The following is a 23,555-nucleotide window of genomic DNA, read 5'->3' as shown; positions in this document are numbered from 1 at the left end:
TCCTCAGCCCCTTCAGGTAGCGCTCCATAGTGGATGACTATGGCAGTCCTGCACCTGTTCGATGCAGAACCAGCAGCCCGGTATGATGGCCTGGCCACTTCGGCGCTGACTCCTTTCCTCATGCATCACAGGCATCACCCTCCGCACAAGTAGTCATAGGCAGCGCGCCTCTACTTAAAGGTATTCGAGGCACATTTTATCGTGCCGGCACGTTATAGCAAGTTTTTTGATTAAATCCCCACATGGGGCGTTTTAAAATGGCAAAATGGTAGTCAAATGGTGCAAATATATTGGTTTTGTCGCTATTTTCATCTATCCAGAACTCAGTCGAGTATGATGACGGCCAATATTGCTGAATCCAGCCTGAATTCAAAATAGTTCACTTAATTTGCACTCTGAATTTATTAATTCGCTTATCTTGACTTAATAGCAAGCTGCCGTATAAATTACCCAAAATTACTCTTTTTTATTTAATTCACTCCTTTGCTCGCGTGGTGGACACTATGAACGAATTTTTGAAAGTACTGCTGAATATCCGTAGCTTGCGCGCAGCTTGCCGTGAGCTGACCCTGGAGCAATTGGAAGAGGGGCTGGAAAAGCTCTCTGCTATTGTTGCCGAACGTCAGCAAGATGAATCCGCCGATCGTCAGGCCCGTGAAGAGCATCAGCGCAAGATTAACGAATATGCCGAAATGCTGAAAGCCGCCGGCATTGATCCGGCCGAACTGGTGGGCACGGTTGCCACTGAACCGGCCAAAGCCGCCAAAGGCAAGCGCGCCCCTCGCCCGGCCAAATATCGCTATCTGGATAACGGCATTGAAAAAACCTGGACCGGTCAGGGCCGCATGCCATCCGTGATTGCCAAGGCCGTTGCCGACGGTAAATCCGTCGAAGAATTTGCCATCTGATCAGGCAAACGACCTCCCATAAAAAAACCTCGCAGTGCGAGGTTTTTTATTACCTGATATCCGCTCATCAACTCCGTTCTGCCGCCTTGACCCAGAGCACTTCCGGCGTCGAGGTACAGGCCAGCAGGTAGCGGGCTATGGTGAAGAACCAGTCACTCAGCCGGTTCATATAAGGCAGTATGGCCGGATTGATCTGCTCCGCACGGCTCAGGCTCAGCAGCAGGCGCTCACAACGACGGGTCAGGGTGCGCACCACATGGGCTTGCGCCGCCGCCCGGGAACCACTGGGCAAAATGAAATTGCGCAGCACGGGCAAATTGGCGCTGTAGCCATCAATTTGCCGCTCCAGGCGCAACGTCCATGCATTATTCACCTGCCAGATGGCCTCCTGCTGACCAGCGCTGGAAAATGCCAGTTCACCGCCCAAATCGAACAACTCTTGTTGCAATAATAACAAGTCGGCTAATAAGCCGGTTTCAGCAGCAGGAACCTCGGCAATGAGTAGACCTATATGAGAATTTAATTCATCGATATAGCCATAGGTTTCCACCCGCATATCGTCCTTGGCCAATTGCACACCATCGGCCAGCCGGGTCATGCCTTTATCACCCTGCCTCGTATATATTCTCATACCGACATCCTGTTAATAATGGGAACAATCATGGATTCGAGCCCGTTGAGCTTGATCTCATAGGCAAGGGCCAGGGTCTGGCCCAACGCGCCAGCGGGAAAGCCGGTGCGCGCCATCCACACCAGATAGGGCTCTGGAATATCTATGATGCGCCGCCCCTGATATTTGCCGTAAGGCATCTTGTGGGCCAGGGTCAGCAACACCCGCTCGTCAGAGAGCCACTCCATATTAATCGATGTCCAGATATTTATGGGTCTGGATGGAGAGCCGCCAATTACGGGCGATGCAGGTAGCCATCGCCAGCTGGGTGGCTCTGGGCTTCTGGCTGATGGGTTGCAGCGCAATCACCACGTCAGGCCGCAAGGTGGCGGTCGCCAGCAGGGCATCCAGCTCCTCGATATGGCGCTCGGTCGCTACCGGATGCTTGATCTCGTTGGCACGCTCGAGGGCCGAGACCAGCACGGGCAGGCCCCCCTTCATGCCAATCTTGGGCGACACTGTGACCCAGGTATTGGCATGGGTCTGGATCTCGCTGGTACCGCTGGTTTCGATCTGCACCTGGTAACCCGCCTCAATCAGGGCGGTAGAGAGACCCTGCAGATCATACAGGCAGGGTTCCCCACCCGTGATCACCACGTGGCGCGCCTGATAACCGAGCTGCTGGAAACTGGCCAGGATCTGCTCAGTGTTCATCTTGCTCCAACCATCCGATTCATTGGAACAGTCGAGCACCGCCTGAACCCCCACTTCACGAGCGGGATCGACAATCCAGGTATGGCGGGTATCGCACCAGGGGCAGCCCACGGGGCAGCCTTGCAGGCGAACGAAGATGGCGGGCAGGCCGGTGAAGATGCCCTCCCCCTGGATGGTCTGGAAAATCTCGTTGATTGGGTAGTGCATCTCGGTCACGGCTTGTTGCAAAAGTCGCGGATTATACCCCAAGCGAAGGCAAGACGCAGGCTCACAGTCCGCTTTTCTCGCCCAGCCCGGTTTTCTCGTACAACCGGGCCATGATGCCCGCCTTGTCGGCCAGATACAGATTCAGCCCCCGGCTACGCAGTTCGCAGGCAGGACAGGTACCACAACCATCGCCGGCGATGCCGTTGTAGCAGGTCAGCGTCTGCTGGCGCACCGTCTCCAGGTGACCATAATGATCCGCCAGCGCCCAGGTCTCGGCCTTGTCGAGCCACATCAGCGGGGTATCGAAGCGGATGCCGCGACCCAGCCCCAGGGAGACCGCCTGATTGAGCGCCTTGACGAACTCGTCGCGACAATCCGGGTAGCCGGAGAAATCGGTCTCGCACACCCCGGTGATCACCGATTCGGCGCCCACCTGGTAGGCATAGATGGAGGCCAGGGTCAGAAACAATATGTTGCGGCCCGGTACGAAGGTATTGGGCAGACCGTTCTCCTGCAGCTCGCAGCTGACCGGAATGTCGTCCCGGGTCAGGGCCGAGACCGCCAGTTCATTGAGCAGGGTCACGTCCATCACCTTGTGGGCGGCAATGCCAAGCGCGCCGGCCAGTCGGCGAGCCGTCTCTATCTCCTCCCGATGGCGCTGGCCATAGTCAAAGGTAATGGCGTGCACCTCGTCATACTGGGCCAGAGCCTGCACCAGACAGGTGGTGCTGTCCTGCCCACCACTGAATACCACGACGGCTTTTTTCACGTTTATCACTCCTTCAGGCAGTTCAAGTACGGCGACCTTGTGCAAAGTCATGCCACTGCCGGTTTAAATGGGTAAAGAGGTTCATCAGCGGGGCGAAGCGCGCGGGCTCGCCCTCCCACTGGGATAACAGATGATAACCCGCTTCCAGGGTCGACAACGCCTCGGGAAACGGCTTCTTGCGAATGGAGTACTGGCCCGGTATGGCGCCAAGCTTGATCCTGGGCAACCGCAGCAGGGCCGGATTGCTGTGCAAGATGCGATACGCCTTGCGCCAGGTGCCATCGAGCAACAGAAAGCAGACCTGACGGCGATCCCCTGCCTGATGCCGTTGATCGCGCACCTGATCCAGCCCCAGCGCATGCTCGTCAGGCCAGAGCAGATAGCAGTGCACCTCGGGATCCGCCAGCAAGTCATTGAGCCAATGCGCCTCGGCAAAATCCTCCCCCACATGAATACTGGCCTGGGTGAGAGAGGCGGCGAGCAGAGCGGCAGTGCCCTTGGGGTGCCCCACTTCGCTCGGATGCTGCAAAATATGGAGGGGAGCGAGATGCGGCACCTGCCGAATATAATCACACAGACAGGCTTTGAGGGCTCTGGTGCAACGTGTACAGTATCGGCTGTTCTTATCGTTGGGCTGTTTCATGTTGTCAGAAAAATCAGGATTGCTCTGGGTCATCACGCTTTCACTCGCCAGCTTGTTGCTTTTCTTCACAGTACCGAATCATTTGCTCTCCTTCGATCGCACCCTGATCGCCCAAGGCGAAGGGTGGCGCATCATAACAGGCAATCTGGCCCACACCAATTTATGGCACCTGCTGCTCAACCTGAGCGGCCTGTGCGTGCTCTACAGCCTGTTTCGTGAATACCTGACGGGCTGTCGCCTGCCGGTATTGCTGCTGTTGCTGGGGGGGGCCGTCGGTCTCGGCATCTGGTGGTTATGCCCGCAGACTCAGTGGTACATGGGGCTGTCGGGCGCCTTGCACGGCCTGTTCGTGTGGGGAGCCTTGCAGGACATCCGCTATCGCCGCTATTCGGGCTGGCTGATGCTGCTGGGGGTGGCCATCAAGCTTGGAGTGGACTTCTACAGCGCGGGCGAGAGCCCGGTTTCTGTACTGATTGGCGCCCGGGTTCACATCGAATCACATCTGATTGGCTCGGTGGCGGGCCTGCTGCTCGGCCTGTTGCCGGTCAGTCTCGGCAGCCAGGCCATCAAGGAGTGATGGCGCCCAATGCCTGCTTGCCTTGACCAAAAAACAGGCCGGGGCTCACCCGGCCTTCAAACCTTAACGCCCGGCCAGCTCCGCATTGATGCCTGACAACATGGCGGCGGGATCCTCTGCCTGGGTGATGGGGCGACCTATGACCAGATAGTCGGCGCCGGCTTGCATCGCAGCCAGCGGCGTCATCACCCGGCGTTGATCCCCGGCCGCGGATCCGGTGGGGCGAATACCCGGGGTCACCAGCTTGAAGTCGGCGCCGAGCAGGGCCTTGAGTTCACTCGCCTCATTGGCGGAGCAGACCACCCCATCCAGCCCTGCGGCCCTGGTCAATGTCGCCAGCCGGATCACCTGCTCGGCCGGGCTCACGTCCAGGCCAAGGGGCGCCATGTCGGATTGCTCCATGCTGGTCAGCACTGTCACCCCGATCAGCAGCGGCGCCTTGTCGCCATAGGGCAGCAAGGCCTCTCTGGCGGCACGCATCATGCGTTCACCGCCGCTGGCATGGACGTTGACCATCCAGACACCCAGCTCGGCACTGGCGGCCACGGCCTTGGCCACGGTATTGGGAATGTCGTGAAACTTCAGATCCAGAAATACATCGAATCCCTTTGCGACCAGCTGACGTACAAACTGGGGGCCAAACAGGGTAAACATCTCCTTGCCTACTTTGAGGCGGCACTGGGCCGGAGAGATACGTTCAATGAACGCGAAGGCATCGGCCTCGTGCTGATAATCCAGCGCTACCAGTACTTTGGGATCTAGCATCTCACTTCCTATTGATTGTTGTTCACCATCTGGGCGCGGCTTCACCATCCAGGCCCAGGTTCAACCTGATGACACCGCGGCGGCACTTGCAGCCCCGGCATCTCACTTTCAATTGATCCAGCTCTTACTCGCCGTCCAGGCCGCGGATCGGCTTGATGGATCCCCACTGACGGCAGGATGGGCACTGCCAGAACAGCGAGTGGGTGGCAAAACCACACTGCCGACACTTGTGGGTGGATTTGATCTTGATCTGTTCGCCAACCAGTTGCTGCAGCAACTCCAGGCTCTCCTTGGCGGGCCCCTCCTCCGCGCTGGCAAGCTGGAAGCCCACCAACTGGTAGAAGCCCTTCATGGAGGGGTGACGGCGCAGCTGGCGCAGCACCAGCGCGCGGGCCTGACTCAGGCCATCGCGCTCCTCCACCAGTTTGGCAAGGGCCAGGGTCACGCTGACGCCGGCGTGATCCTCCACCGCCTGCTCCAGCAGGGGGATGAGTTCGAGAGAGCGGCCCTGACGCTGGTAGCATTCGGTGAGCCAGGGGATGGCTTCGGAGGCAAAATCGATGTCCTGCTCGAACACCCGCAGCAGATCCTTGCCGGCCTGCTCATACTCCCCCGCCTCCATCGCCAGTTCGGCCAGCCGCAGGCTGGCGCGGGCACAGGCAGGGTTGACCCCCAGCGCCCGCTTGAGCTTGGCAAGCCCAGCTGGCTTGTCGCCGTCGCGCAAGGCACTGTCTGCCTGCTCGCAATAGAAGTGCGAGATGGGATCGGCCAGCTTCTTGCCCTGATATTTTTGCAACCGCACCGCGACCTCGATGGCCTTGTCCCAGTCACGCAACTGCTGATGGATGATCAGCAGCTGGGCCAGCGCCGTCTCCTCATAGTCACCGTCTTCGCACAGCTCGTTCCAGAGCGCCTCGGCCCTGTCCAGCAAGCCCGCGGCCAGGAAGTCGCGCGCCAGCTCCTGCAGCGCGAGCTGGCGCTGTTCGCGGGTCAGCTCACGGGTCACCAGGTTCTGGTGGATCTTGATGGCACGGTCGACTTCGCCGCGCTGGCGAAACAGGTTGCCAAGGGAGAGGTGGGTTTCGATGGTTTCGCTGTCCACTTCCAGCAGCTGGATGAAGAGATCCACCGCCTTGTCCGACTCGTCAGACAGCAAATAGTTGAGGCCCGCCACGTACTGGCGGGAAAATTGGTTACTCTGTTTCTGGGTGTCCTGGCGAACACTCCTGCGCCCCATGTACCAGCCATAACCAGCGGCAATCGGCAACAGCAGGAAAAGCAGTTCAAGCATCGAGGGACATTATTCCTTGACTGCCGACCGAGCCAGCTCCAACTCGCGGGATTGACGACGCATGGTGCGGTTGAGGGTGCGGTTTTGCATCTTGAGGCGCAAAAACAGCAGACCGAACACCAGCCAGCCGAGCAGGAAGCCACCGCCAAAGAAGAAACCCAGCAGCATGGAGAGCGAGAACTCCCCTTGGGCAATCAGATAGTTGAACTGCACCAGCTGACCATTTTGCGAACCGATGGCCAGGGTCAGAATAAACACCAGCACCAGCGGAATGAGGGCCAAGATACGCTTCATAGGAGCTCCCTGTCAGTATCTAATGAAAGGCTGATTATCCTTAAAATCACGGGCAGACTCTAGAGCGAATGGGAAAAGACTTGGAGAAACCGGACGATTGGCACAATAGCGGCCATAAAAACAAAAAAGGCATACCCAAGTATGCCGTTTTCTGCATTATTCAATAATGTTCACGCGCTCGCGCAACTCTTTGCCAGGCTTGAAGTGAGGGACATATTTCCCGGTCAGTTCAACCTTGTCCCCGGTCTTGGGATTACGACCCACACGGGGGGCACGATAGTGCAGTGAAAAACTTCCAAATCCACGGATTTCAATCCGATCGCCGTTTTGCAAAGTCGATGCCATCTGCTCAAGGATCTCCTTGATGGCAGCTTCGACATCTTTGGCCGGCATATGCATGCGGCTCGCAGCCAATTGTTCGATGAGATCTGATTTGGTCATAACGTTAAATCTCCTTCCCCGATCACATGCAATATTCATTACGCCAATATAAAAAAGGGCGGCGTGAAGCCGCCCTTTTCTTGCATCAAGGATTATTCACCCTTGGCAGCTTTGAACGCTTCAGCCATAGCATTGCTGAACACAACTTCTTCTTGTTGGTTCAGGCTATCGATAGCAACACGTTCGTCAGCCTCGTCCTTAGCACGGACAGACAGGCTTACGGTGCGGTTCTTACGATCAACGCCCATGAACTTGGCTTCAACTTCATCACCAACAGACAGTACCAGAGTCGCGTCTTCAACACGGTCACGAGCAGCGTCGGAGGCACGCAGGTAGCCTTCTACGCCGTCAGCCAGTTCGATCACGGCACCCTTGGCATCAACCTCGGTAACCTTACCCTTCACAATAGCACCTTTCTTGTTATCAGACAGGTACTTATTGAACGGGTCTTCTTCGATCTGCTTGACACCCAGGGAGATGCGCTCACGCTCCGGGTCCACTTGCAGAACAACGGCTTCGATCTCGTCGCCTTTCTTGAATTCACGAACTGCTTCTTCGCCCTGGTTGTTCCAGGAGATGTCAGACAGGTGAACCAGGCCGTCGATGCCGCCGTCCAGACCGATAAAGATACCAAAGTCAGTGATAGACTTGATTTTACCGGAAACACGGTCGCCCTTGGCGTGAGTTTCGGCAAACAGCTGCCACGGGTTGGATTTGCACTGCTTCAGACCCAGGGAGATACGACGACGTTCTTCGTCGATATCCAGAACCATCACGTCAACCACGTCGCCAACGTTAACAACTTTGGACGGGTGGATGTTCTTGTTGGTCCAATCCATCTCGGATACGTGTACCAGGCCTTCAACGCCTTCTTCGATTTCAACGAAGCAGCCGTAGTCGGTCAGGTTGGTCACGCGGCCAGACAGACGGGTGGTCTCCGGGTAACGCTTGGCGATAGCAACCCAGGGATCTTCGCCCAGCTGCTTCAGACCCAGGGATACACGGGTACGCTCGCGGTCGAACTTCAGAACCTTGACTGCGATCTCGTCGCCAACGTTGACGATTTCGGAAGGATGCTTAACGCGCTTCCACGCCATGTCGGTGATGTGCAGCAGGCCGTCAACACCGCCCAGATCTACGAATGCACCGTAGTCGGTCAGGTTCTTGACGATACCCTTAACTTCTTGACCTTCTTGCAGGTTAGCCAGCAGGCTCTCGCGCTCGGAGGTGTTCTCGGTCTCGATCACGGCACGACGGGAAACAACAACGTTGTTGCGCTTCTGGTCCAGCTTGATGACTTTGAACTCGAGTTCTTTGTTTTCCAGGTGAGCGGTGTCACGGATCGGACGCACGTCAACCAGAGAACCCGGCAGGAAGGCACGGATGCCATTCAGTTCAACGGTGAAACCACCCTTGACCTTGCCGTTGATGATACCGATAACGGTAGCTTGCTCTTCGTAAGCTTTTTCAAGCTGCAGCCAGGCTTCGTGGCGCTTGGCTTTTTCACGGGACAGCTTGGTTTCGCCGAAACCATCTTCGATAGAGTCCAGAGCTACGTCAACAGTGTCACCCACACTGATTTCCAGCTCGCCCAGGGCGTTCTTGAATTCTTCAGCCGGGATGGCGGACTCAGATTTCAGACCGGCGTCAACCAGTACGAAACCGTTCTCGATAGCAACGACAGTACCCTTGACGATGGAACCTTGACGGGTTTCAACGGAGTTCAGGGACTCTTCAAAGAGTTGAGCAAAAGATTCGATCATTGTTTATGTCACAAATGAAACATCCACTTGCAATCCGGCACAAGCGGGGCTGTTTTAAATAATCTGCGCCATCCTTGGTGCAGACGACCGGATGTCAGCTTGCGCTGGCATCACCAAGTTGTTGCTCTGCATAGGCGAGTACCGTTGCCAGCACTTCATCTATGGTCATGGCGGTAGAATCCACCACGAGAGCATCTTCTGCCGGTTTAAGGGGCGCTACGGCGCGATTTCTGTCGCGATCGTCACGTTCCCGAATCTCGGTTAAAAGACGCTCAAAGTTAACATCAAAGCCCTTATCTTGCAACTGCTTATAGCGGCGCTGGGCGCGTTCTTCCGCACTGGCGTCGAGGAAAATCTTCACCTCGGCCTCCTGGAAAACCACGGTTCCCATGTCACGTCCGTCGGCGATCAGACCCGGTGCCTGACGAAATGCACGCTGGCGGCGCAGCAGGGCTTCGCGTACCCGCGGGAAGGCAGCGATTTTGCTCGCGGCATTACCCACCTCTTCGGTACGTATGGTACGGGAGACATCCTCCCCTTCCAGCACCACCTTGACCTGCTCGCTGTCCACCTGGAATTGCACATCCAGGTTGGCAGCCAGTGGGACCAATGCAGCTTCAGAATCGAGCTCTACATCGTGATGCAAGGCAGCCAGGGCCAACACCCGGTAGATGGCGCCGGAATCGAGCAGGTGCCAACCCAGTTTCTCAGCCAGCAACTGGCACAGGGTGCCTTTACCGGCACCACTCGGGCCATCGATTGTCATCACGGGGGCCATCTGAGGCATAACTTCTCTCCTGCACACTTGTTGCACACATCCCGGAAGGGATGGGGTAATGGGCGCCGATTATACCCAAATGTGCCGAGCCTGGCAGTCGTCAAGGCGCACATTTGCGCAGAAGCCGTCGCGATCGCGTGGTTTGCGTACAGCGACTCAAGTCATTAAACAGTGCAAGGTTTTGTTCTTATGGTTGTTATGGACAAGGCGCGCTAAACTGGCCGCCCTTTTTAAGCAGCTGTAGTAAGGAGCAACCTATGAGCAGCGTTACCCTCGTGGCCAAATCCAAGTTGCCGACCCCCTGGGGCACCTTCACGCTGGTAGGCTTTCAGGAAACCGGTACCGGCAAGGATCATGCTGCGCTGGTGATGGGCGATGTCACGGGTGATGAGCCTGTGCTGGGCCGCATTCACTCTGAGTGCCTGACCGGAGACGCCCTGTTCAGCCTGCGCTGCGACTGCGGTTTCCAATTGCAGGCCGCCATGGAGAACATCGCCAAGGCCGGTCGTGGCGTCTTGCTGTACGTGCGCCAGGAAGGGCGCGGCATAGGCCTGCTCAACAAGATCCGGGCCTACCACCTGCAGGATCAGGGCGCCGATACCGTTGAGGCCAATGTGGCGCTGGGCTTTGCCGCCGACATGCGCGACTACACCATCTGCGCCGACATGCTCAAGGCGTTGCACGTCACCAGTTTGCGTCTGATGACCAACAACCCGCGCAAGATGAAGGCGATGGAGAGCTTTGGCATTCCGGTGGCGGAGCGGGTTCCGCTGCAGGAAGGGCGCAATCCCCACAACGAGTTTTATCTCTCGACCAAGGCGAGCAAGCTGGATCACCTGTTCAAGAAGTGAGTCCGGCCCGCCACACGCCGGCATGAAAAACGCCTCCCATCGGGAGGCGTTTTTGTTGGCAGACTCTCAGACTGGCCGCGCTAGCGGATGGGCAGCTCGATATCGGCGAACATGGCATCCACATCGTCACTGGAGCGCAGCGCAATGGCGCGCTCCACCACATCCCGGGTCAGGTGCGGGGCGAAACGGGTCATGAAGTCATACATGTAGGTGCGCAGGAAGGAGCCCTTGCGAAACCCTATCTTGGTGGTGCTGTGGGCGAACAGGTGGCTGGCATCGAGCGCCACCAGATCGGTATCGACCTGGGGATCCAACGCCATGGTCGCCATCACGCCGATCCCCACCCCCAATCGCACATAGGTCTTGATCACATCGGCATCGGTGGCGGTGAAGACGATGTTGGGTTCGAACCCGGCCCGGTTGAAGGCGGTATCCAGTTCGGAGCGGCCGGTGAAGCCGAACACATAGGTCACCAGCGGGAAGCGGGCAATATCGGCAATGGAGAGCTTGCCAACCTGGGTCAGCGGGTGGCCCTTGGGCACGATCACGCTGCGATTCCAGTGGTAGCAAGGCAGCATGATGAGATCTTCGTACAGGTGCAGCGCCTCGGTGGCAATGGCAAAGTCGGCCTGGCCCTTGACCACGGCTTCGCTGATCTGGGTCGGGGTGCCCTGATGCATGTGCAGGGAGACCTTGGGAAAGCGCTTGATGAACCCCTTGATCACATCGGGCAACGCATAGCGGGCCTGGGTATGGGTGGTCGCGATATGCAGCGTGCCCTGCTCGGGATGAGTATGCTGGCTCGCCACCGCCTTGATGCTCTCCACCTTGCCCAGGATCTCGTTGGCTATCTTGATCACATCCCGCCCTGCCGGGGTGATCTGGGTCAGATGCTTGCCACTGCGCTCGAAAATCTGGATCCCCAGCTCATCTTCCAGCATGCGCACCTGCTTGCTGATCCCTGGCTGAGAGGTGTAGAGGCTCTCTGCCGTTGCCGACACGTTCAATCTGTGGTTGGCAACCTCAACGATATAACGCAACTGTTGGAGTTTCATGGTGTTAGGCTCTAAAGGCGACTTGAACTAATACTAACAAACTTTTGCCTGATAGCCTTTCCTTCTTGGCCATTTATGGCCGGGCCTGCGCCAGCAAAAAATCCCGCAAGGCGCGGTTCGCCATGGAGAGCGGATCCCCCCGCCGCCACGCCACGCAGAGATCGAGGAAAATGGGCGGAGCAAACGGCACGCCGGTCAAGGCAATCTCCTCGTCCAGCACCATCCGCAGGAAGGTGGTCACCGCAAATCCCTGCTTTACCACCGCCTTGAGCAGCGGGATGAGGTTGCTCTCGAAGGCGATATTGGGCTCACAGCCCAGCCCCTGCGCCAATGCTTCCATGTGCTCGCGGTGGTAGAAACCGCGCCGGAACATGGCCAACTCCTGGCTGAAAAACTGGGTCAGGGAGACGGCCGGGGCCTGCCGCAGCGGGTGCTCCTCCCCCACCACCATCAACATCTCTTCACGCAGCAGTTGGGCCCCTTCCAATGCAGGCGGCAGATCGCTGGTGATCAGGATGGCGAGATCCAGGGTGCCATCCACCATGCGGCTCAGCAGCTCACGCGAGCCCGCCTCCTCCACACGGATCTTGAGGCCGGGATAGCGATGCTTGAAGGCCATCAGGATCGGCGGAAAGTAGTAAGAGCCCATCATGTAGGGAATGCCGATACGCACCTCGCCACGCTCCAGCCCTTTCAGTTCGGCCATCTCGGCTTCCGCCTGGTGCATCTGCAACAACAGTCGCTCGGCATGACGGCAGAGTACCTCCCCCTCCGGGGTGAGCCGCACTGTGCGATCCTGCCGGTCAAACAGCCGCAACTCGAGCTGCTGCTCCAGCTTGGCGATGGCCATGCTGATGGCGGGCTGGGCAATATGGAGGCCATTGGCCGCTTTAGTGAAGGAACCGGCATCCCGCACCGCCAGCAAATAGGTGAGCTGTTTCAAATCCATATCAATTAATCTTATTAGTTGGATAACTTAAATATATTATATTTATGCTCTGCGGCGCACTACTCTGCACAAAAGCCGTCAGGACAACCGCATATGATCGAAGTAGGTAGCCGCGAATGGATACGCGCCACCCTGGCCCTGAGCCTGGGTTCCTTCCTGGTGTTTCTCAACCTCTACCAGACTCATCCCCTGCTGCCATTGCTGGCAGATGTCTTCTCTGTCAGCTCGCTGGCGGCGGGCTGGACACTGGCTGGCTGCACCGCAGGTCTGGCCGCCTCGCTGCTGCTCTGCGCCCGCCTCGCGGACAGGTTCGGTCGGCGACGGATCATGCTGTGGAGCCTGGCCGGCGCCATACTGCTCTCCCTGCTCATCAGCCTAGTGAACCAGTTTGAATCGCTGTTGCTGCTGAGGATACTGCAAGGGGTGTTGCTGGCCGGGCTGCCCGCCACCGCCATCGCCTATATGGGAGAAGAGTTCAGCAAGCGCGCCCTGCTCTCCGCCGTCGGCGTCTATATCGCCGCCAACTCGCTCGGCGGGATCGCCGGCCGGGTGGTCGGTGGTCTGCTGGCCGGCTGGTTTGGCGACTGGCAGCACACCTTTCTCGGCATAGGCCTGATAAGCCTGACCCTGCTGCCCCTCGTCATCTGGCTGCTGCCGGCCCAGACCCGTTTCGTGCCCGTCATCGCCGAGCCGGGCCAGTTCCGGCAGGCCATCAGCAGCCACCTCGGCAACCCGCTGCTGGTCGGTGCCTATCTCATCGGCGGGCTCAACTTCATGGTGTTTTTGAACCAGTACAGCTACCTCACCTTCCTGCTGGCCAAGGCCCCTTTCTCCCTGCCCACCCAGTGGCTCGGCATGCTGTTCCTGACCTATCTGTCGGGTACGGTCGCCTCCTCCCTGAGTGGTCGCTGCGCCCACCGCTGGGGGGCACAGCGCCTGCTGCTGGCGGGGATCTCGCTGATGGCGCTGGGCAGTGCGCTGCTGTTGCACGGCTCGCTGGCGGCCATATTGACGGGGCTGCTCATCTCGAGCTTCGGGTTCTTTCTCGCCCACGCCTGTGCCAGTGCCTGGGTCGGCCAGCACGTGGAACACAACCGGGCGCTCGCCTCGTCACTCTATCTGGTGGGGTATTATCTGGGTGCCAGCCTGGGAGGCCTCTACCTGCATCCCTTCTGGGAGCGGGGTGGCTTGGGGGGATTGGTGCTCGGCATCGAGCTGGTGCTGGTGATCACCGCGGGCTTGAGCCTCTGGCTCGGTCACTTGAAGGGGCGTAACACCCGCCCCCTCTCCTGTCATACGCCATCGTAGTCACGGGTAGCGGCTCCCACGCCTACACAGCATCATCATCAAGGGGCCCCCGTGCCCGCTCTCGCATCAATCAGAGGTTGTCGTAATAATCGGCGGGCACAGGCACCACGGCGCCAGTGTGCAGCTCTTCCTCGATCACCTCGGCCAAAGAGCGCAGGTGAAACTTGATCTGGCCCGATGTCAGCATCAAACCCACGTCAGGGTTGCGGAGATCATCCATGTTGCCAGTCTTGAACGGTACATCGGGATGCGCGGCCACCAGCGCCGGCAGTGACGGCACCACCAGCTCTATGTGCTCCAGCCCCGCCTGATGGCTGCGACCCGGTTTGGGCGCCGCCAGTTCGATGCAGGGCACGCTGACGTCGCCACAGCACACGGGATGATGCAGCTGGTAGGTGGCAATGGGACGCCCCCCTATCATGCCTTCCACCAGCAGGGCACCGTGCGCCGCCAGGGTCTGTTGCAGGGCCTGATATTCGACCAGCGTGGCCGCACGGTAACAGAGGTGGTCAACGTCGATGGCATCGACATGGACGGCCCGTTGCGCCAGTTCAGCCAGCAGCTGGCAAACAAATGGGGCCATGGGCCCCAGTGTGGTATCGAGTGGGTGGGACATGATCACCATTTCTTCTTGGGTTGGAACAGGACGTCCAGCTCGTCCGCCTCTTTATCCTTGATGTTCTGCAGCTCCTTCTCGCTGTGCTGCTGCAGGTGGGCATCCAGTCCGGCCAGCCCCTGGCGCATGTCTTCTTCACGGGCCATCAGATAGGGATCCTTGTCAGACACCCCGGCCAATGCAGATAGCCCCTTGGTATAGAGCTGACGACAGGTACCGTATTGCCCCTGGATCTGGGCATCCATGGCCCGCTTGACCAGATTGGAGATGTTGATCTTGAGCTGCATCAGCTCGAGGCGACGCTCCTCCTGGGCAAAACCGTGGGGATCTATCTTGCCCTTGTTGTGTTCGACCCGCAGCACGGCCCGCATCTTCTTGACCAGTTGCAGCATCTGAATGGCCTGGCGGTCGGATTCGGGCGTCTTGAAGTGCCCCTCATCCTGGCTGCTGTAATTCTCCTGCACATTCTTGATCTGGGTCTGCACGTCTGCGATGCGCTGCTTGATCTGGCCATTGGGCATCACCAGGGCGATCGCCCGGTACGCATCCAGAATACGGTGTTGCAGCAACAGCACTATGTTCTTGGAGAAGGGCACCAAGTTGACATTCAGCAGCACCTCTTCGGTTTCATCCGCCACTGCCTTATGACGAGCGATGGCATGGCGCTTGTCGGCCTCTGCCTTCTGCTTATATTGCTGCATCACGTTATAGGCGATCACCAGAAACAGGAGTGCGCCAATAGACAGCAATACCAAGGTTAAAATCATAGGATGTTCAAACTCCTGTCCCAATCCAATTGCGTGATCCTACAACAGCTTACCCACTTAAGGTAGTCCGCACCGCCGCGCTTACCCACGATTTATTGCGCTTTGGAGCCACAAATCGGCAGCGGAGATCAGGATCACGCAGCGATGGCAACACTGCCATTACCTCATAGTATCGCCCATCGGGCCCATTACTTGAGGTTGAACCCTTTCGATTGCAGGAATTCCTGCATGAAGGGGCGCGCCTCCTTGCCGAGGATGCCCCGGATCTGGCTGCTCCAGGTCTGCTGCTTGTTATTGCTGCTGCGAGCCTGATAGTAAGCCTCGATCTGCTGATCGTATTGCGCCAGCAAGGGGCGATCCAGCTCGGCCTGGTAGTGGTTTTCGTGCACCACCAGCGCCCGGGGCAAGCGGGGTTTCTGCTCGGGGGCCTGCGCCGGATGGCCAAGACAGAGCCCAAACAGGGGGATCACCTGATGGGGCAGCCCCAGCGCCTCGCTCACGGCGACCGGATTGTTGCGAATACCGCCTATGTAGACGCCACCCAATCCCAGCGATTGGGCGGCCAGCAGGGCATTCTGGGCCATCAGGGCGCCATCGATGGCCCCGATCAGCAGCTGCTCGACAAAACCTGTCTGGGCATCCGGCACGATTTGGCCGTGGCGATGATAATCGGCGCAGAACATCAGAAACTCGGCCGCCTCGGCCACATAGGCCTGATGCCCCGCCAGCTCGGCGAGCCGGGCGCGCAGGGCCATGTCGGTCACCCGTATGATGCTGTTCGCCTGCAGGAAACTGGAGCTGGAGGCAGACTGGGCCGCACTCAGGATCTGGTCGAGCTGGCTCGCCGTGATGGGCTCCGGGGTAAATTGACGAATGGATCTATGGGCGAGAATAAGGTCTATGGTCGGGTTCATGATGCCTCCAGGAAGAAGCCCACACTCTACCCAAAAAAACGGAGGGGCCCAAGGCCCCTCGCAGCTGACGATGACAGAGGCACTTCCTTGGCCCTATCCCGCCAGCGGATAGTCGCCCGCCTTGCAGCGCACCAGAAAGGCACTGGCCTCCACCTGCTCCACCGTCATCGGCTTGCTGAACAAAAAGCCCTGGAACACGTGACAACCCTGGGCACGCAGCGCGGCGAGCTCGTGCTCATCCTCCACCCCTTCGGCCATGATGCCAAGCCCCAGGCTGGTCGCCATGGCGACGGTGGCGCGGATCACCGGCAGGTTCAGCCCCACCACGAACGAGCGATCCAGCTTGATGGTGTCGATCGGCAGTCGGTTCAGGTAGGCCAGCGACGAATAGCCGGTACCAAAATCGTCGATGGCGATCTTGATCCCCTGCTCGCTCAGGGCATCGAGGATCTCGATGCAGCCCTTCATGTCCAGCATAAGGACTGTCTCGGTCAGCTCCAGAGTCAGCAGGCTGGCATCCACGCCATACGCCTTGAGCTGCTGGGCCACCAGCTCCGGCAAGGAGGAGGAGAGCTGGAACCCGGACAGATTGACCGAGACCGGCACCCGTACCCGCCACTGCTGCTGCCAATGGGCCATCTGGGCCAAGGCCGTCGAGAGCACCCAGCTGCCGATCTCCCGGATCAGACCCATCTCCTCGGCCAGCGGAATGAACTCCACCGGCGAGACATGGCCGAGCACAGGGTTGTGCCAGCGCAGCAGGGCCTCATAACCGAGCAACTTGCCCTTTGCCACATCCACCTGGGGCTGGTAGCAGAGGCTCAGTTCCTGCCGACCTATGGCCTTGGCCAGAAACTGCTTCAGGGTCAGCTTGCGGTGCAGGGTCTGCTGCATGCTGGGGGTGAAACGCTGCCAGCGCAGGCGTCCCATCTGTTTGGCCTGATACATGGCCATGTCGGCGCGAGTGATCAGGTTGTCGCCGTCATCCGCATCGTCCGGGTAGATGGCGATGCCTATGCTGCCACCTATGGTCACCTCCGGCACCCCGCTCAGCTGCAGCGGCTTGGTCATCTGGGAGAGCATGAGATCGGCCACTTCCTGCGCCCGATCGCTGGAGTGCGTCAGCGGCACCAGGGCGGTGAACTCGTCCCCGCCGAGGCGCGCCAGCTCCACATCCCGCGGGCAAACCTGCTTGAGCCGACCGGCCACCCGCTCCAGCAGCCGATCACCGGCCTTGTGGCCATAGTTGTCGTTGACCAGCTTGAAGTTGTCCAGATCCATGAACACCAGCGCGAAACGCCCACCCAGACCGCAATATGCCTCGAGGGATTTCATCAGGCCATAGCGGTTGAGCAACCCGGTCAGCGAGTCGTGCCAGGCCAGGTGGCGGTGTTCCAGCTCCTCCAGCTTGCGGTCCGTGATGTCGCGCATGGTGAGCAGGATCTGCGCCCCCCTGCTGGATATGACGAAACTGGTACTGGAACCAGCGCATCCCCTTGAGCGTCCGGCACTCCCCCTCGGCCACCACTTCGTCGAGTCGGGAGAGCTTCTGATAGAAGGCTTCGTCGTTGCCGGAAAACACCTGGGAGAGCTGGCTGACCTGGCCACCAAAACACATGTCGAAATGGTGGTTGCCACTCTCCAGCCGACCCTGATTGTCAAACAGGCAGGCCAAGGTGTCGCCAGTGGCGAGGGAGGACTCCTGATAGAGGGTATCGGCGTCGATCACCGCCTCCGTCATCATCATCAAGCGGCCAGCCAGCTGGATGCCGGACAGCCGCAGGTAGATCTGCTTCTTGACGCCCTTGGGCGAGAGAGTCCACCACTCGCTGTAGCTGCGCCCCTGCTGAAAATCACCGAGATAGCGTTGCAGCAACAAGTCGATGGCATCGGCCATGTCGGCCGAGAAGTCGCGCGATTGCAGTTCGGCAAGCGAGCTGGCTTCCCACACCCCCAATGCGGTGCGGTTGGCCCAGTAGATATGATGGTGGCGGATGTCATAAACCCAGATTGGGGTATGCAGCACATCCATCCCGTTCAATAACCGTTCGTCTAGCGTATTCATCTAATATGGTGATTCATCATGTGTGATCACAGGGAAACCCTGCAACAAGACGCCCTCTCGGGACGCCCGATGCTGGTACAAAATCGGATCCAGCCCATAATCTGGAAATAAGCATGCGCACAAGGGCTGACTTCATATGAAAACGCTACATGTGAAACCCATGGTCAGGAAAAACGGACTCACCTTGATATTGTTGGGCATCATAGTAACCATTACTATGATTTTTATACTTTTTTTATTCCGTGAACAACCACTAATCCCCTTCGTCTCCGGCCTGCTGGCAGGTCTGATGATGATATTTATCGGCTCATTGAAGCTGGTTGAACCCCATTTCAGCCTCTCGCTCTGTCACGATTGTTTGCAATATCACCATAAATACGGCGGTTGGATCCTGAAATGGAGAAATATTCAACGTATTGACCAACCACGCATTCATCTGGGCTGGGATCTGGTCGCCCTGCCCTACATAGGTTTGAAGATAAAAGATTACGACGATTTTTTGACATTGATCACACCCAGATTGGCCGTGCGCCTGCTGACCGAACAGCGGGCCGTGCTGTTGCAAGCCCTGCGCAGTGAACGACAAGATTGTGCCAGCGGCGGCTGCGGTGATGCCTTTCAGGGGGAGGGATTGCTGGAAGAGAGCCACTTTCGCTCCCCGTCTGGTCAGCGCTACGAGGGGGTGATCGCCATGCTGGCCAATCGCATGACCCGCTTGCGTGACCTGCTCGGTTACGATCTGCTGGTGCCGGACAACAGTCTGGACCGGGATCCGGCCGAATTTGTCCGCCTGTTGCACCAATACCAGCGGGAGTCGAATCTAATCCAGATCAATTAAACGCCGGATTGCACTTGCCAAGGCGGGTGGCTCTTTTTAAGGTCACTCCCTTGTTACACCCAGAACACCGCTTATGAAGTACATCGAAGAGTTCTATCTGTTCGTCAAGGTGGTGCAAGAGGGAGGCTTCTCCCACGCAGCTGCCGCACTGGGCATGCCTACCGGCACCATCAGTCGACGTATTTCTCAGCTGGAAGAGCAGCTCGGCTGCTCCTTGCTACACAGATCCACCCGCAAACTCCGCCTCACCGACGACGGGCTCAGATATTACGAGCGTCTGTGCACCCCGCTGGCCGAGATTGAGCAGGCCACGGGTGAAATCCAGGGCCGGGAAGCCGACATCAACGGGGTGATCCGCCTCGCCGCGCCCATCGCGCTCTCCAACACCATACTGGTCGACATGCTGGCGGATTTTGGCCTGCACTACCCGGCGGTGCGATTCGACATCGCCCAGACCAACGACCATCAGCACCTGCTCGACAACGATCGGGATCTGGTGTTTTTCAACGGTGAACTGCCCCAATCCATGACCAATGCCCAGTGTCTCGGTCACATCGAATACGGCCTGTTCGCCTCCAGACTCTATCTGGAGAAGATGGGCACACCGGCGCACCCGGCCCAGCTGGAGGAGCACGCCCTGATCTACTGCTGGCCCCATCAGCACTGGCAACTGACCGGCCGGGACGAGCAGACCGTGCAGATCAAGCGCGCCGCCAAGCTCACCGTCAACCAGACCCAGGCGGCTGTCAGGGCCGCCAGACGGCATCTGGGAATAGTCAACGCACCGCGCCACTACGTGCACCCCTTCCTGCAGGATGAGCAACTGGTCGCCGTGCTGCCGGACTGGAAAACCGGCAATCGCCCCTTCTATATGTTGCGCTGCCAGCCTCAGTTCGCCCCGCTGCGTGTTAAGATGTTCGCTGAATTCGTTGAAAAATACTCAGCGCGCTACCGGAACCACCAATGGGACAACCAATTTTCACCGGCAACCAGTTTGTCCCATTGCATCTGACCGTCAGCGGGCCACACTTATAGCAATCCTCGTTGACCAGGCCAGCCTAACACTATGAATGTATTGATATGTGATGACTCAGGATTCGCTCGTAAACAGCTGGCCCGCGCCCTTCCTTCCGACTGGGATGTGACGCTGCATTACGCCGCAAACGGGCTCGAAGGGGTGGAACAGGTGCTGATGGGACATGGCGATCTGATCTTTCTGGATCTGACCATGCCGGAAATGGACGGCTACGGGGTGCTGGAGACACTGCAACAGGAAGGGCTGCGCAACAAGGTGTTCGTCGTGTCTGGCGACATCCAGCCCGAGGCGCATCAAAGGGTCATGAGCCTGGGCGCCCTCGATTTCATCAAGAAACCCGCCGCCCCCGAGACCCTGAGCGCCCTGCTCAGACAACACGGTTTGTGGCAACCCAATGGCGTCGCTGCTGCGCCAGCCTTGCTCGAGGGCCTGGCGGCAGGTGAACCTGATGCCGATGTCGGCGTCAAGATCACCCCCGAGATCCGCGACGTTTACCAAGAGCTTGCCAACGTCTCCATGGGCCAGGCCGCCGACCTGCTGGCCCGCCTGCTCAACGCCTTCGTAGTGCTGCCCATCCCAAATGTCAACGTGCTGGAAGTCTCCGAGCTGCACATGGCCCTCTCGGCCGCCGCCGATTCGGATACCCTCTCCGCCGTCTGTCAGGGCTTCATCGGGGCGGGGATCGCCGGCGAAGCGCTGATCCTGTTTCACGACTCCAGCTTCAAGGATCTGGCCCGACTGATGAACCATCAGGGCGCGCTGGATCGCAATGCCGAGCTGGAACTCTTGATGGACACGGCCAACGTGCTGATCGGCGCCTTCCTGCGCGGTTACGCCAGCCAGCTCGATACCCCCTTCAGCCAAGGTCACCCTGTGGTGCTCGGCCAGCACAGGCCCATCAAGGATCTCATCAACACCAACAAGAGCCGCTGGCGCCGCACCCTGGCCATCGAGATCAACTACCGGGTCCAGGATTACGCGGTGCAGTGTGACCTGCTGCTGCTGTTTACCGAAGATTCCATCGCCACCATGAACAACAAAATCATGCACATGCTCTAGGGAGTGACCATGGAAATTCGTGAATTTCATTGGCTGATGAACATAGTCCAGAACCTGGACGTGGGGCTGGTGGTGCTCGACAAGGAGTACAGGGTGCAGGTGTGGAACGGCTTCATGGAGAGCCACAGCGGCCGGCTGGCCGGTGAGGTGCGCGATGGCGTGCTGTTCGATCTCTTCCCCGACGTGGACAGGGCCTGGTTCGAACGCAAGGCCAACATGGTGTTCAAGCTCAACAATCGCGCCTTCAGCACCTGGGAGCAGAAACCCTATCTGCTGCGTTTCTCCAACTATCGCCCCATCACTGGCTCGGCCCCCCACATGTTCCAGAATCTGACCCTGGTGCCGCTGGCCGATTTCGGCGGTCAGGTGACCCATATCGCCGTGATGATCTACGATGCTACCGACGAGGCCATGCTGATGACAGGCCAGCGACAGGCGTGACCAACAACATCATTCACAAATGAAACAGGGCGCCGCGGCGCCCTGTGTTGTTTCTGTAGTGAGCAACCCGTATCAATGCGCTCCGAGGTACTCGGTAAAGGCGTCGATCACCTCTTCGATGTCATCATCGTGGATCTGCAGATGAGTCACCAGCCGCAACTCGCCATAGCCGGAGAAGAGGATCCCCCGCTCCTTCATGAAGGCCAGCAAGGGTGCACTCTCGCCACTCGTCAGTTGCAGGAACACCATGTTGGTCTGCACCTGCGCCAGATCCAGCCTGATGCCGGGCAGCGCCGCCAGCCCCTCGGCCAGCCGTCTGGCACGGCGATGATCGTCTGCGAGGCGTACCACATGCTGCTGCAGGGCAAACAGGCCGGCCTGGGCCAGGATCCCCGCCTGACGCATGCCGCCACCCAGCATCTTGCGCAGCCTTCTGGCACGGGCGATGAAGGCATGGGAACCCACCAGCAGCGATCCCACCGGCGCCCCCAGCCCCTTGGAGAGGCAGATGGAGACACTGTCAAACGGCGCGACCAGCTCGCGCACCGCATGGCCACTCGCCACCACGGCGTTGAACAGACGCGCGCCGTCCAGGTGCAGCTGCAAGCCATTCTCGTCGACAAACTCGCGCATCTCGCGCAGATAAGACAGGGGCAGCACCTTGCCGTTATGGGTATTCTCGAGGCAGACGAGGCGGGTCTGGACAAAATGGGCATCGTCAGGGGCGATGGCCGCCCGCACATCCGCCAGTGCCAGTGAGCCATCGGCCTGCATGGGCACGGGTTGCAGGGCCACAGACCCCAGCACGGCAGAACCCTGCGCCTCGTAGCGATAGATGTGGGCTGCCGAGCCCAGCACGGCCCCTTCCCCTCGCTGGCAATGGCTCATCACCGCCAGCAGGTTGGACATGGTGCCGGACGGCACGAACAGCGCGGCCTCCTTGCCAAGCAGGTCGGCGCCATAGGCTTCCAGCGCATTGACGCCCGGATCCTCCCCATAGACATCGTCCCCGACCTCGGCATGCAGCATGCTCTGGCGCATGGCATCCGTGGGCTGGGTGACCGTATCACTTCGTAAATCGATGTAGCGCATGACATCCCTCCTGGTGCAGGAGGACGACGTTAGCCAGCCCGGGCGGGCTTGGCAAGCAGGGCGTCGCTGGAATGTGAACCCGGTGACGGCTTACCAGGGCAGCAGCTGCCCCTGCAGATCCACAAATGCGCCGGATTGTGCCAACGACAAACCGGCGATCAGATCCAGCAAACGGGGGGCGACCCAGGCCGGATCCTGCAGGCTGGCGGGGGCCAGCTCATGGAGAAAGGGCTGGTTCATGGGGGTATCCATGGGACCCGGATGCACAGTGATCACCCCGGCGCAGGGGAAGCGACCCCGCCATTCGAGCGCCAGCGTCCTGGCCCCCATGTTGAGGGCCGCCTTGCTCATCCGGTAGCTGTAGCGGCTGCCCGTCTCATTGGCGGTCAGGCTGCCGGCCAGATCGGAGAGAGAACAGAGCCACAAGCTGGCATCCGGGGCCATGCGGCGGCTCAGGCAGGCGCCGAGGGCCAGATGTGGCCAGGCATTGGCCAGCAGGCTGTCGCACAGCCACTTGGGATTGACTTCCTCCACCCGCCGCTCCGGCATGAAGTTGATGTCGTGCAGCAGACCTATGGTGTTGATCACCACGCTCGGCAGGGTGGTCGTGTCATAGAGGGTGAACAGCGCATCGAAGGAGAGTGGATCCACCTCCTGCAACGGGAAGTAGCAGGCCGGATCCAGTCCTTTTGGCAGTTGCCTGCCCGCCAGCACCAGCTCCTCGCCCCGGTCCGACAGCTCCCTGGCCAGCGCCGTGCCCAATCCACCACTGCCCAAGATCAGATAGCCCATCACCCTCTCCCC

General features: G+C 59.1%; 26 protein-coding genes, 1 pseudogene and 1 riboswitch. Of the genes and pseudogenes, 8 read left to right on the top strand and 19 right to left on the bottom strand.

The genetic code is table 11. The features are described from left to right. Nucleotides 1-9 precede the first annotated feature (9 nt). Nucleotides 10-181: riboswitch (Lysine riboswitch) on the bottom strand. A 322-nt stretch (nucleotides 182-503) separates the two neighbouring features. Further along, nucleotides 504-908, top strand: coding sequence for an H-NS family histone-like protein (locus BN1118_RS07790; RefSeq protein ID WP_042871358.1), 405 nt, complete (start codon nucleotides 504-506; stop codon nucleotides 906-908). A 67-nt stretch (nucleotides 909-975) separates the two neighbouring features. Here the strand turns inward: BN1118_RS07790 and BN1118_RS07785 are convergent, their stop codons facing one another. The 5 genes from BN1118_RS07785 to BN1118_RS07765 form a co-directional block, all read right to left on the bottom strand. Continuing rightward, complete coding sequence (locus BN1118_RS07785) at nucleotides 976-1,539, bottom strand: cob(I)yrinic acid a,c-diamide adenosyltransferase (RefSeq protein WP_043555359.1); 564 nt, start codon at nucleotides 1,537-1,539, stop codon at nucleotides 976-978. Then, nucleotides 1,536-1,766 (bottom strand): DUF3820 family protein, encoded by a 231-nt coding sequence (locus BN1118_RS07780; protein ID WP_042871355.1) that lies wholly within the window; start codon nucleotides 1,764-1,766, stop codon nucleotides 1,536-1,538. Before BN1118_RS07780 ends, BN1118_RS07785 begins: the two co-directional genes overlap by 4 nt. A 1-nt stretch (nucleotide 1,767) precedes the next feature. Beyond that, complete coding sequence (gene queE / locus BN1118_RS07775) at nucleotides 1,768-2,439, bottom strand: 7-carboxy-7-deazaguanine synthase QueE (protein WP_043555843.1); 672 nt, start codon at nucleotides 2,437-2,439, stop codon at nucleotides 1,768-1,770. 61 nt (nucleotides 2,440-2,500) lie between these two features. Then, entirely contained in the window at nucleotides 2,501-3,208 is a 708-nt protein-coding gene (gene queC / locus BN1118_RS07770) for a 7-cyano-7-deazaguanine synthase QueC (protein ID WP_043555357.1), read from the bottom strand. A 22-nt stretch (nucleotides 3,209-3,230) separates the two neighbouring features. Then, nucleotides 3,231-3,884 (bottom strand): tRNA-uridine aminocarboxypropyltransferase, encoded by a 654-nt coding sequence (locus BN1118_RS07765; RefSeq protein WP_209428863.1) that lies wholly within the window; start codon nucleotides 3,882-3,884, stop codon nucleotides 3,231-3,233. Here BN1118_RS07765 and rrtA point away from each other — a divergent pair. After that, the gene (rrtA, locus tag BN1118_RS07760) at nucleotides 3,850-4,428 is read left to right on the top strand and encodes a rhombosortase (RefSeq protein WP_209428862.1); all 579 of its coding nucleotides are present in this window, start codon (nucleotides 3,850-3,852) and stop codon (nucleotides 4,426-4,428) included. The two genes, BN1118_RS07765 and rrtA, sit on opposite strands and share 35 nt — an antisense overlap. Nucleotides 4,429-4,491: 63 nt before the next feature. On the opposite strand, the gene pyrF is transcribed toward rrtA, so the two are convergent. The 6 genes from pyrF to cmk all read right to left on the bottom strand — a co-directional run bounded on the left by pyrF (nucleotide 4,492) and on the right by cmk (nucleotide 9,769). Next, complete coding sequence (gene pyrF, locus BN1118_RS07755; protein WP_043555352.1) at nucleotides 4,492-5,193, bottom strand: orotidine-5'-phosphate decarboxylase; 702 nt, start codon at nucleotides 5,191-5,193, stop codon at nucleotides 4,492-4,494. A gap of 124 nt (nucleotides 5,194-5,317) precedes the next feature. Further along, a complete protein-coding gene (lapB, locus tag BN1118_RS07750) occupies nucleotides 5,318-6,484 on the bottom strand; it encodes a lipopolysaccharide assembly protein LapB (protein WP_043555350.1) in 1,167 nt (388 codons plus the stop codon). A gap of 9 nt (nucleotides 6,485-6,493) precedes the next feature. Beyond that, nucleotides 6,494-6,778 (bottom strand): LapA family protein, encoded by a 285-nt coding sequence (locus BN1118_RS07745; RefSeq protein WP_042034338.1) that lies wholly within the window; start codon nucleotides 6,776-6,778, stop codon nucleotides 6,494-6,496. A gap of 156 nt (nucleotides 6,779-6,934) precedes the next feature. Continuing rightward, nucleotides 6,935-7,219: an integration host factor subunit beta gene (ihfB, locus tag BN1118_RS07740; RefSeq protein ID WP_005299934.1), complete on the bottom strand. Its 285-nt coding sequence runs from the start codon at nucleotides 7,217-7,219 to the stop codon at nucleotides 6,935-6,937. Nucleotides 7,220-7,311: 92 nt separating this feature from the next. Further along, on the bottom strand, nucleotides 7,312-8,982 hold the full coding sequence (gene rpsA, locus BN1118_RS07735) for a 30S ribosomal protein S1 (RefSeq protein WP_042034339.1): 1,671 nt from the start codon (nucleotides 8,980-8,982) through the stop codon (nucleotides 7,312-7,314). Between the two features lie 94 nt (nucleotides 8,983-9,076). Then, nucleotides 9,077-9,769, bottom strand: a complete 693-nt coding sequence (gene cmk / locus BN1118_RS07730; RefSeq protein ID WP_042871343.1) for a (d)CMP kinase — start codon at nucleotides 9,767-9,769, stop codon at nucleotides 9,077-9,079. A 248-nt stretch (nucleotides 9,770-10,017) separates the two neighbouring features. Between cmk and ribA the strand changes: the two genes are divergently transcribed. Continuing rightward, on the top strand, nucleotides 10,018-10,611 hold the full coding sequence (gene ribA, locus BN1118_RS07725; RefSeq protein ID WP_043555348.1) for a GTP cyclohydrolase II: 594 nt from the start codon (nucleotides 10,018-10,020) through the stop codon (nucleotides 10,609-10,611). Between the two features lie 80 nt (nucleotides 10,612-10,691). Here ribA and cysB read toward each other — a convergent pair whose 3' ends face one another. Then, a complete protein-coding gene (gene cysB / locus BN1118_RS07720; RefSeq protein ID WP_043136635.1) occupies nucleotides 10,692-11,666 on the bottom strand; it encodes an HTH-type transcriptional regulator CysB in 975 nt (324 codons plus the stop codon). Nucleotides 11,667-11,739: 73 nt separating this feature from the next. Next, the gene (locus tag BN1118_RS07715) at nucleotides 11,740-12,615 is read right to left on the bottom strand and encodes a LysR family transcriptional regulator (protein WP_043555346.1); all 876 of its coding nucleotides are present in this window, start codon (nucleotides 12,613-12,615) and stop codon (nucleotides 11,740-11,742) included. Nucleotides 12,616-12,708: 93 nt separating this feature from the next. Between BN1118_RS07715 and BN1118_RS07710 the strand changes: the two genes are divergently transcribed. Continuing rightward, the gene (locus BN1118_RS07710) at nucleotides 12,709-13,923 is read left to right on the top strand and encodes an MFS transporter (RefSeq protein ID WP_043555344.1); all 1,215 of its coding nucleotides are present in this window, start codon (nucleotides 12,709-12,711) and stop codon (nucleotides 13,921-13,923) included. Between the two features lie 70 nt (nucleotides 13,924-13,993). Here BN1118_RS07710 and BN1118_RS07705 read toward each other — a convergent pair whose 3' ends face one another. The 4 genes and pseudogenes from BN1118_RS07705 to BN1118_RS07690 form a co-directional block, all read right to left on the bottom strand. Then, entirely contained in the window at nucleotides 13,994-14,548 is a 555-nt protein-coding gene (locus BN1118_RS07705) for a VOC family protein (protein ID WP_043555342.1), read from the bottom strand. Then, nucleotides 14,542-15,306, bottom strand: a complete 765-nt coding sequence (locus BN1118_RS07700; protein WP_043136644.1) for a hypothetical protein — start codon at nucleotides 15,304-15,306, stop codon at nucleotides 14,542-14,544. Before BN1118_RS07700 ends, BN1118_RS07705 begins: the two co-directional genes overlap by 7 nt. Before the next feature lie 188 nt (nucleotides 15,307-15,494). Continuing rightward, on the bottom strand, nucleotides 15,495-16,220 hold the full coding sequence (nfsA, locus tag BN1118_RS07695; RefSeq protein ID WP_043555340.1) for an oxygen-insensitive NADPH nitroreductase: 726 nt from the start codon (nucleotides 16,218-16,220) through the stop codon (nucleotides 15,495-15,497). A gap of 93 nt (nucleotides 16,221-16,313) precedes the next feature. After that, nucleotides 16,314-18,252: pseudogene (locus tag BN1118_RS07690) on the bottom strand (putative bifunctional diguanylate cyclase/phosphodiesterase). 169 nt (nucleotides 18,253-18,421) lie between these two features. On the opposite strand from BN1118_RS07690, the gene BN1118_RS07685 reads away from it, so the two are divergent. The 4 genes from BN1118_RS07685 (at nucleotide 18,422) to BN1118_RS07670 (ending at nucleotide 21,659) form a co-directional block, all read left to right on the top strand. Next, nucleotides 18,422-19,123: a DUF2982 domain-containing protein gene (locus BN1118_RS07685; protein WP_043555338.1), complete on the top strand. Its 702-nt coding sequence runs from the start codon at nucleotides 18,422-18,424 to the stop codon at nucleotides 19,121-19,123. Between the two features lie 73 nt (nucleotides 19,124-19,196). Further along, complete coding sequence (locus BN1118_RS07680) at nucleotides 19,197-20,135, top strand: LysR family transcriptional regulator (protein WP_043555336.1); 939 nt, start codon at nucleotides 19,197-19,199, stop codon at nucleotides 20,133-20,135. 54 nt (nucleotides 20,136-20,189) lie between these two features. Then, complete coding sequence (locus tag BN1118_RS07675; RefSeq protein ID WP_043555334.1) at nucleotides 20,190-21,218, top strand: response regulator; 1,029 nt, start codon at nucleotides 20,190-20,192, stop codon at nucleotides 21,216-21,218. A 9-nt stretch (nucleotides 21,219-21,227) separates the two neighbouring features. Beyond that, on the top strand, nucleotides 21,228-21,659 hold the full coding sequence (locus BN1118_RS07670) for a PAS domain-containing protein (RefSeq protein ID WP_042871318.1): 432 nt from the start codon (nucleotides 21,228-21,230) through the stop codon (nucleotides 21,657-21,659). Between the two features lie 72 nt (nucleotides 21,660-21,731). Here the strand turns inward: BN1118_RS07670 and ltaE are convergent, their stop codons facing one another. Both ltaE and BN1118_RS07660 read right to left on the bottom strand, forming a co-directional pair. Next, nucleotides 21,732-22,751, bottom strand: a complete 1,020-nt coding sequence (gene ltaE / locus BN1118_RS07665) for a low-specificity L-threonine aldolase (protein WP_043555330.1) — start codon at nucleotides 22,749-22,751, stop codon at nucleotides 21,732-21,734. Nucleotides 22,752-22,841: 90 nt separating this feature from the next. Further along, nucleotides 22,842-23,543 carry a Rossmann-fold NAD(P)-binding domain-containing protein gene (locus tag BN1118_RS07660; RefSeq protein ID WP_043555327.1) on the bottom strand — a complete coding sequence of 234 codons (702 nt, stop codon included), beginning with the start codon at nucleotides 23,541-23,543 and terminating at the stop codon, nucleotides 22,842-22,844. Nucleotides 23,544-23,555 lie beyond the last annotated feature (12 nt).

This window comes from Aeromonas bestiarum (assembly GCF_000819745.1).
Classification (GTDB): Bacteria; Pseudomonadota; Gammaproteobacteria; order Enterobacterales; family Aeromonadaceae; genus Aeromonas; species Aeromonas bestiarum.
Note: the sequence above shows the minus strand (reverse complement) of the source record. Positions and strands in the feature narration are given on the sequence as shown.

Bases quoted from the DNA above. Each gene is read 5' to 3' on its own strand.
- BN1118_RS07790 (WP_042871358.1), top strand. From the start codon at position 504: ATGAACGAATTTTTGAAAGTACTGCTGAATATCCGTAGCTTGCGCGCA.
- BN1118_RS07785 (WP_043555359.1), bottom strand. From the start codon at position 1,539: ATGAGAATATATACGAGGCAGGGTGATAAAGGCATGACCCGGCTGGCC.
- BN1118_RS07780 (WP_042871355.1), bottom strand. From the start codon at position 1,766: ATGGAGTGGCTCTCTGACGAGCGGGTGTTGCTGACCCTGGCCCACAAG.
- queE (WP_043555843.1), bottom strand. From the start codon at position 2,439: ATGCACTACCCAATCAACGAGATTTTCCAGACCATCCAGGGGGAGGGC.
- rrtA (WP_209428862.1), top strand. From the start codon at position 3,850: ATGTTGTCAGAAAAATCAGGATTGCTCTGGGTCATCACGCTTTCACTC.
- BN1118_RS07765 (WP_209428863.1), bottom strand. From the start codon at position 3,884: ATGACCCAGAGCAATCCTGATTTTTCTGACAACATGAAACAGCCCAAC.
- pyrF (WP_043555352.1), bottom strand. From the start codon at position 5,193: ATGCTAGATCCCAAAGTACTGGTAGCGCTGGATTATCAGCACGAGGCC.
- lapB (WP_043555350.1), bottom strand. From the start codon at position 6,484: ATGCTTGAACTGCTTTTCCTGCTGTTGCCGATTGCCGCTGGTTATGGC.
- BN1118_RS07745 (WP_042034338.1), bottom strand. From the start codon at position 6,778: ATGAAGCGTATCTTGGCCCTCATTCCGCTGGTGCTGGTGTTTATTCTG.
- ihfB (WP_005299934.1), bottom strand. From the start codon at position 7,219: ATGACCAAATCAGATCTCATCGAACAATTGGCTGCGAGCCGCATGCAT.
- rpsA (WP_042034339.1), bottom strand. From the start codon at position 8,982: ATGATCGAATCTTTTGCTCAACTCTTTGAAGAGTCCCTGAACTCCGTT.
- cmk (WP_042871343.1), bottom strand. From the start codon at position 9,769: ATGCCTCAGATGGCCCCCGTGATGACAATCGATGGCCCGAGTGGTGCC.
- ribA (WP_043555348.1), top strand. From the start codon at position 10,018: ATGAGCAGCGTTACCCTCGTGGCCAAATCCAAGTTGCCGACCCCCTGG.
- cysB (WP_043136635.1), bottom strand. From the start codon at position 11,666: ATGAAACTCCAACAGTTGCGTTATATCGTTGAGGTTGCCAACCACAGA.
- BN1118_RS07715 (WP_043555346.1), bottom strand. From the start codon at position 12,615: ATGGATTTGAAACAGCTCACCTATTTGCTGGCGGTGCGGGATGCCGGT.
- BN1118_RS07710 (WP_043555344.1), top strand. From the start codon at position 12,709: ATGATCGAAGTAGGTAGCCGCGAATGGATACGCGCCACCCTGGCCCTG.
- BN1118_RS07705 (WP_043555342.1), bottom strand. From the start codon at position 14,548: ATGGTGATCATGTCCCACCCACTCGATACCACACTGGGGCCCATGGCC.
- BN1118_RS07700 (WP_043136644.1), bottom strand. From the start codon at position 15,306: ATGATTTTAACCTTGGTATTGCTGTCTATTGGCGCACTCCTGTTTCTG.
- nfsA (WP_043555340.1), bottom strand. From the start codon at position 16,220: ATGAACCCGACCATAGACCTTATTCTCGCCCATAGATCCATTCGTCAA.
- BN1118_RS07685 (WP_043555338.1), top strand. From the start codon at position 18,422: ATGAAAACGCTACATGTGAAACCCATGGTCAGGAAAAACGGACTCACC.
- BN1118_RS07680 (WP_043555336.1), top strand. From the start codon at position 19,197: ATGAAGTACATCGAAGAGTTCTATCTGTTCGTCAAGGTGGTGCAAGAG.
- BN1118_RS07675 (WP_043555334.1), top strand. From the start codon at position 20,190: ATGAATGTATTGATATGTGATGACTCAGGATTCGCTCGTAAACAGCTG.
- BN1118_RS07670 (WP_042871318.1), top strand. From the start codon at position 21,228: ATGGAAATTCGTGAATTTCATTGGCTGATGAACATAGTCCAGAACCTG.
- ltaE (WP_043555330.1), bottom strand. From the start codon at position 22,751: ATGCGCTACATCGATTTACGAAGTGATACGGTCACCCAGCCCACGGAT.
- BN1118_RS07660 (WP_043555327.1), bottom strand. From the start codon at position 23,543: ATGGGCTATCTGATCTTGGGCAGTGGTGGATTGGGCACGGCGCTGGCC.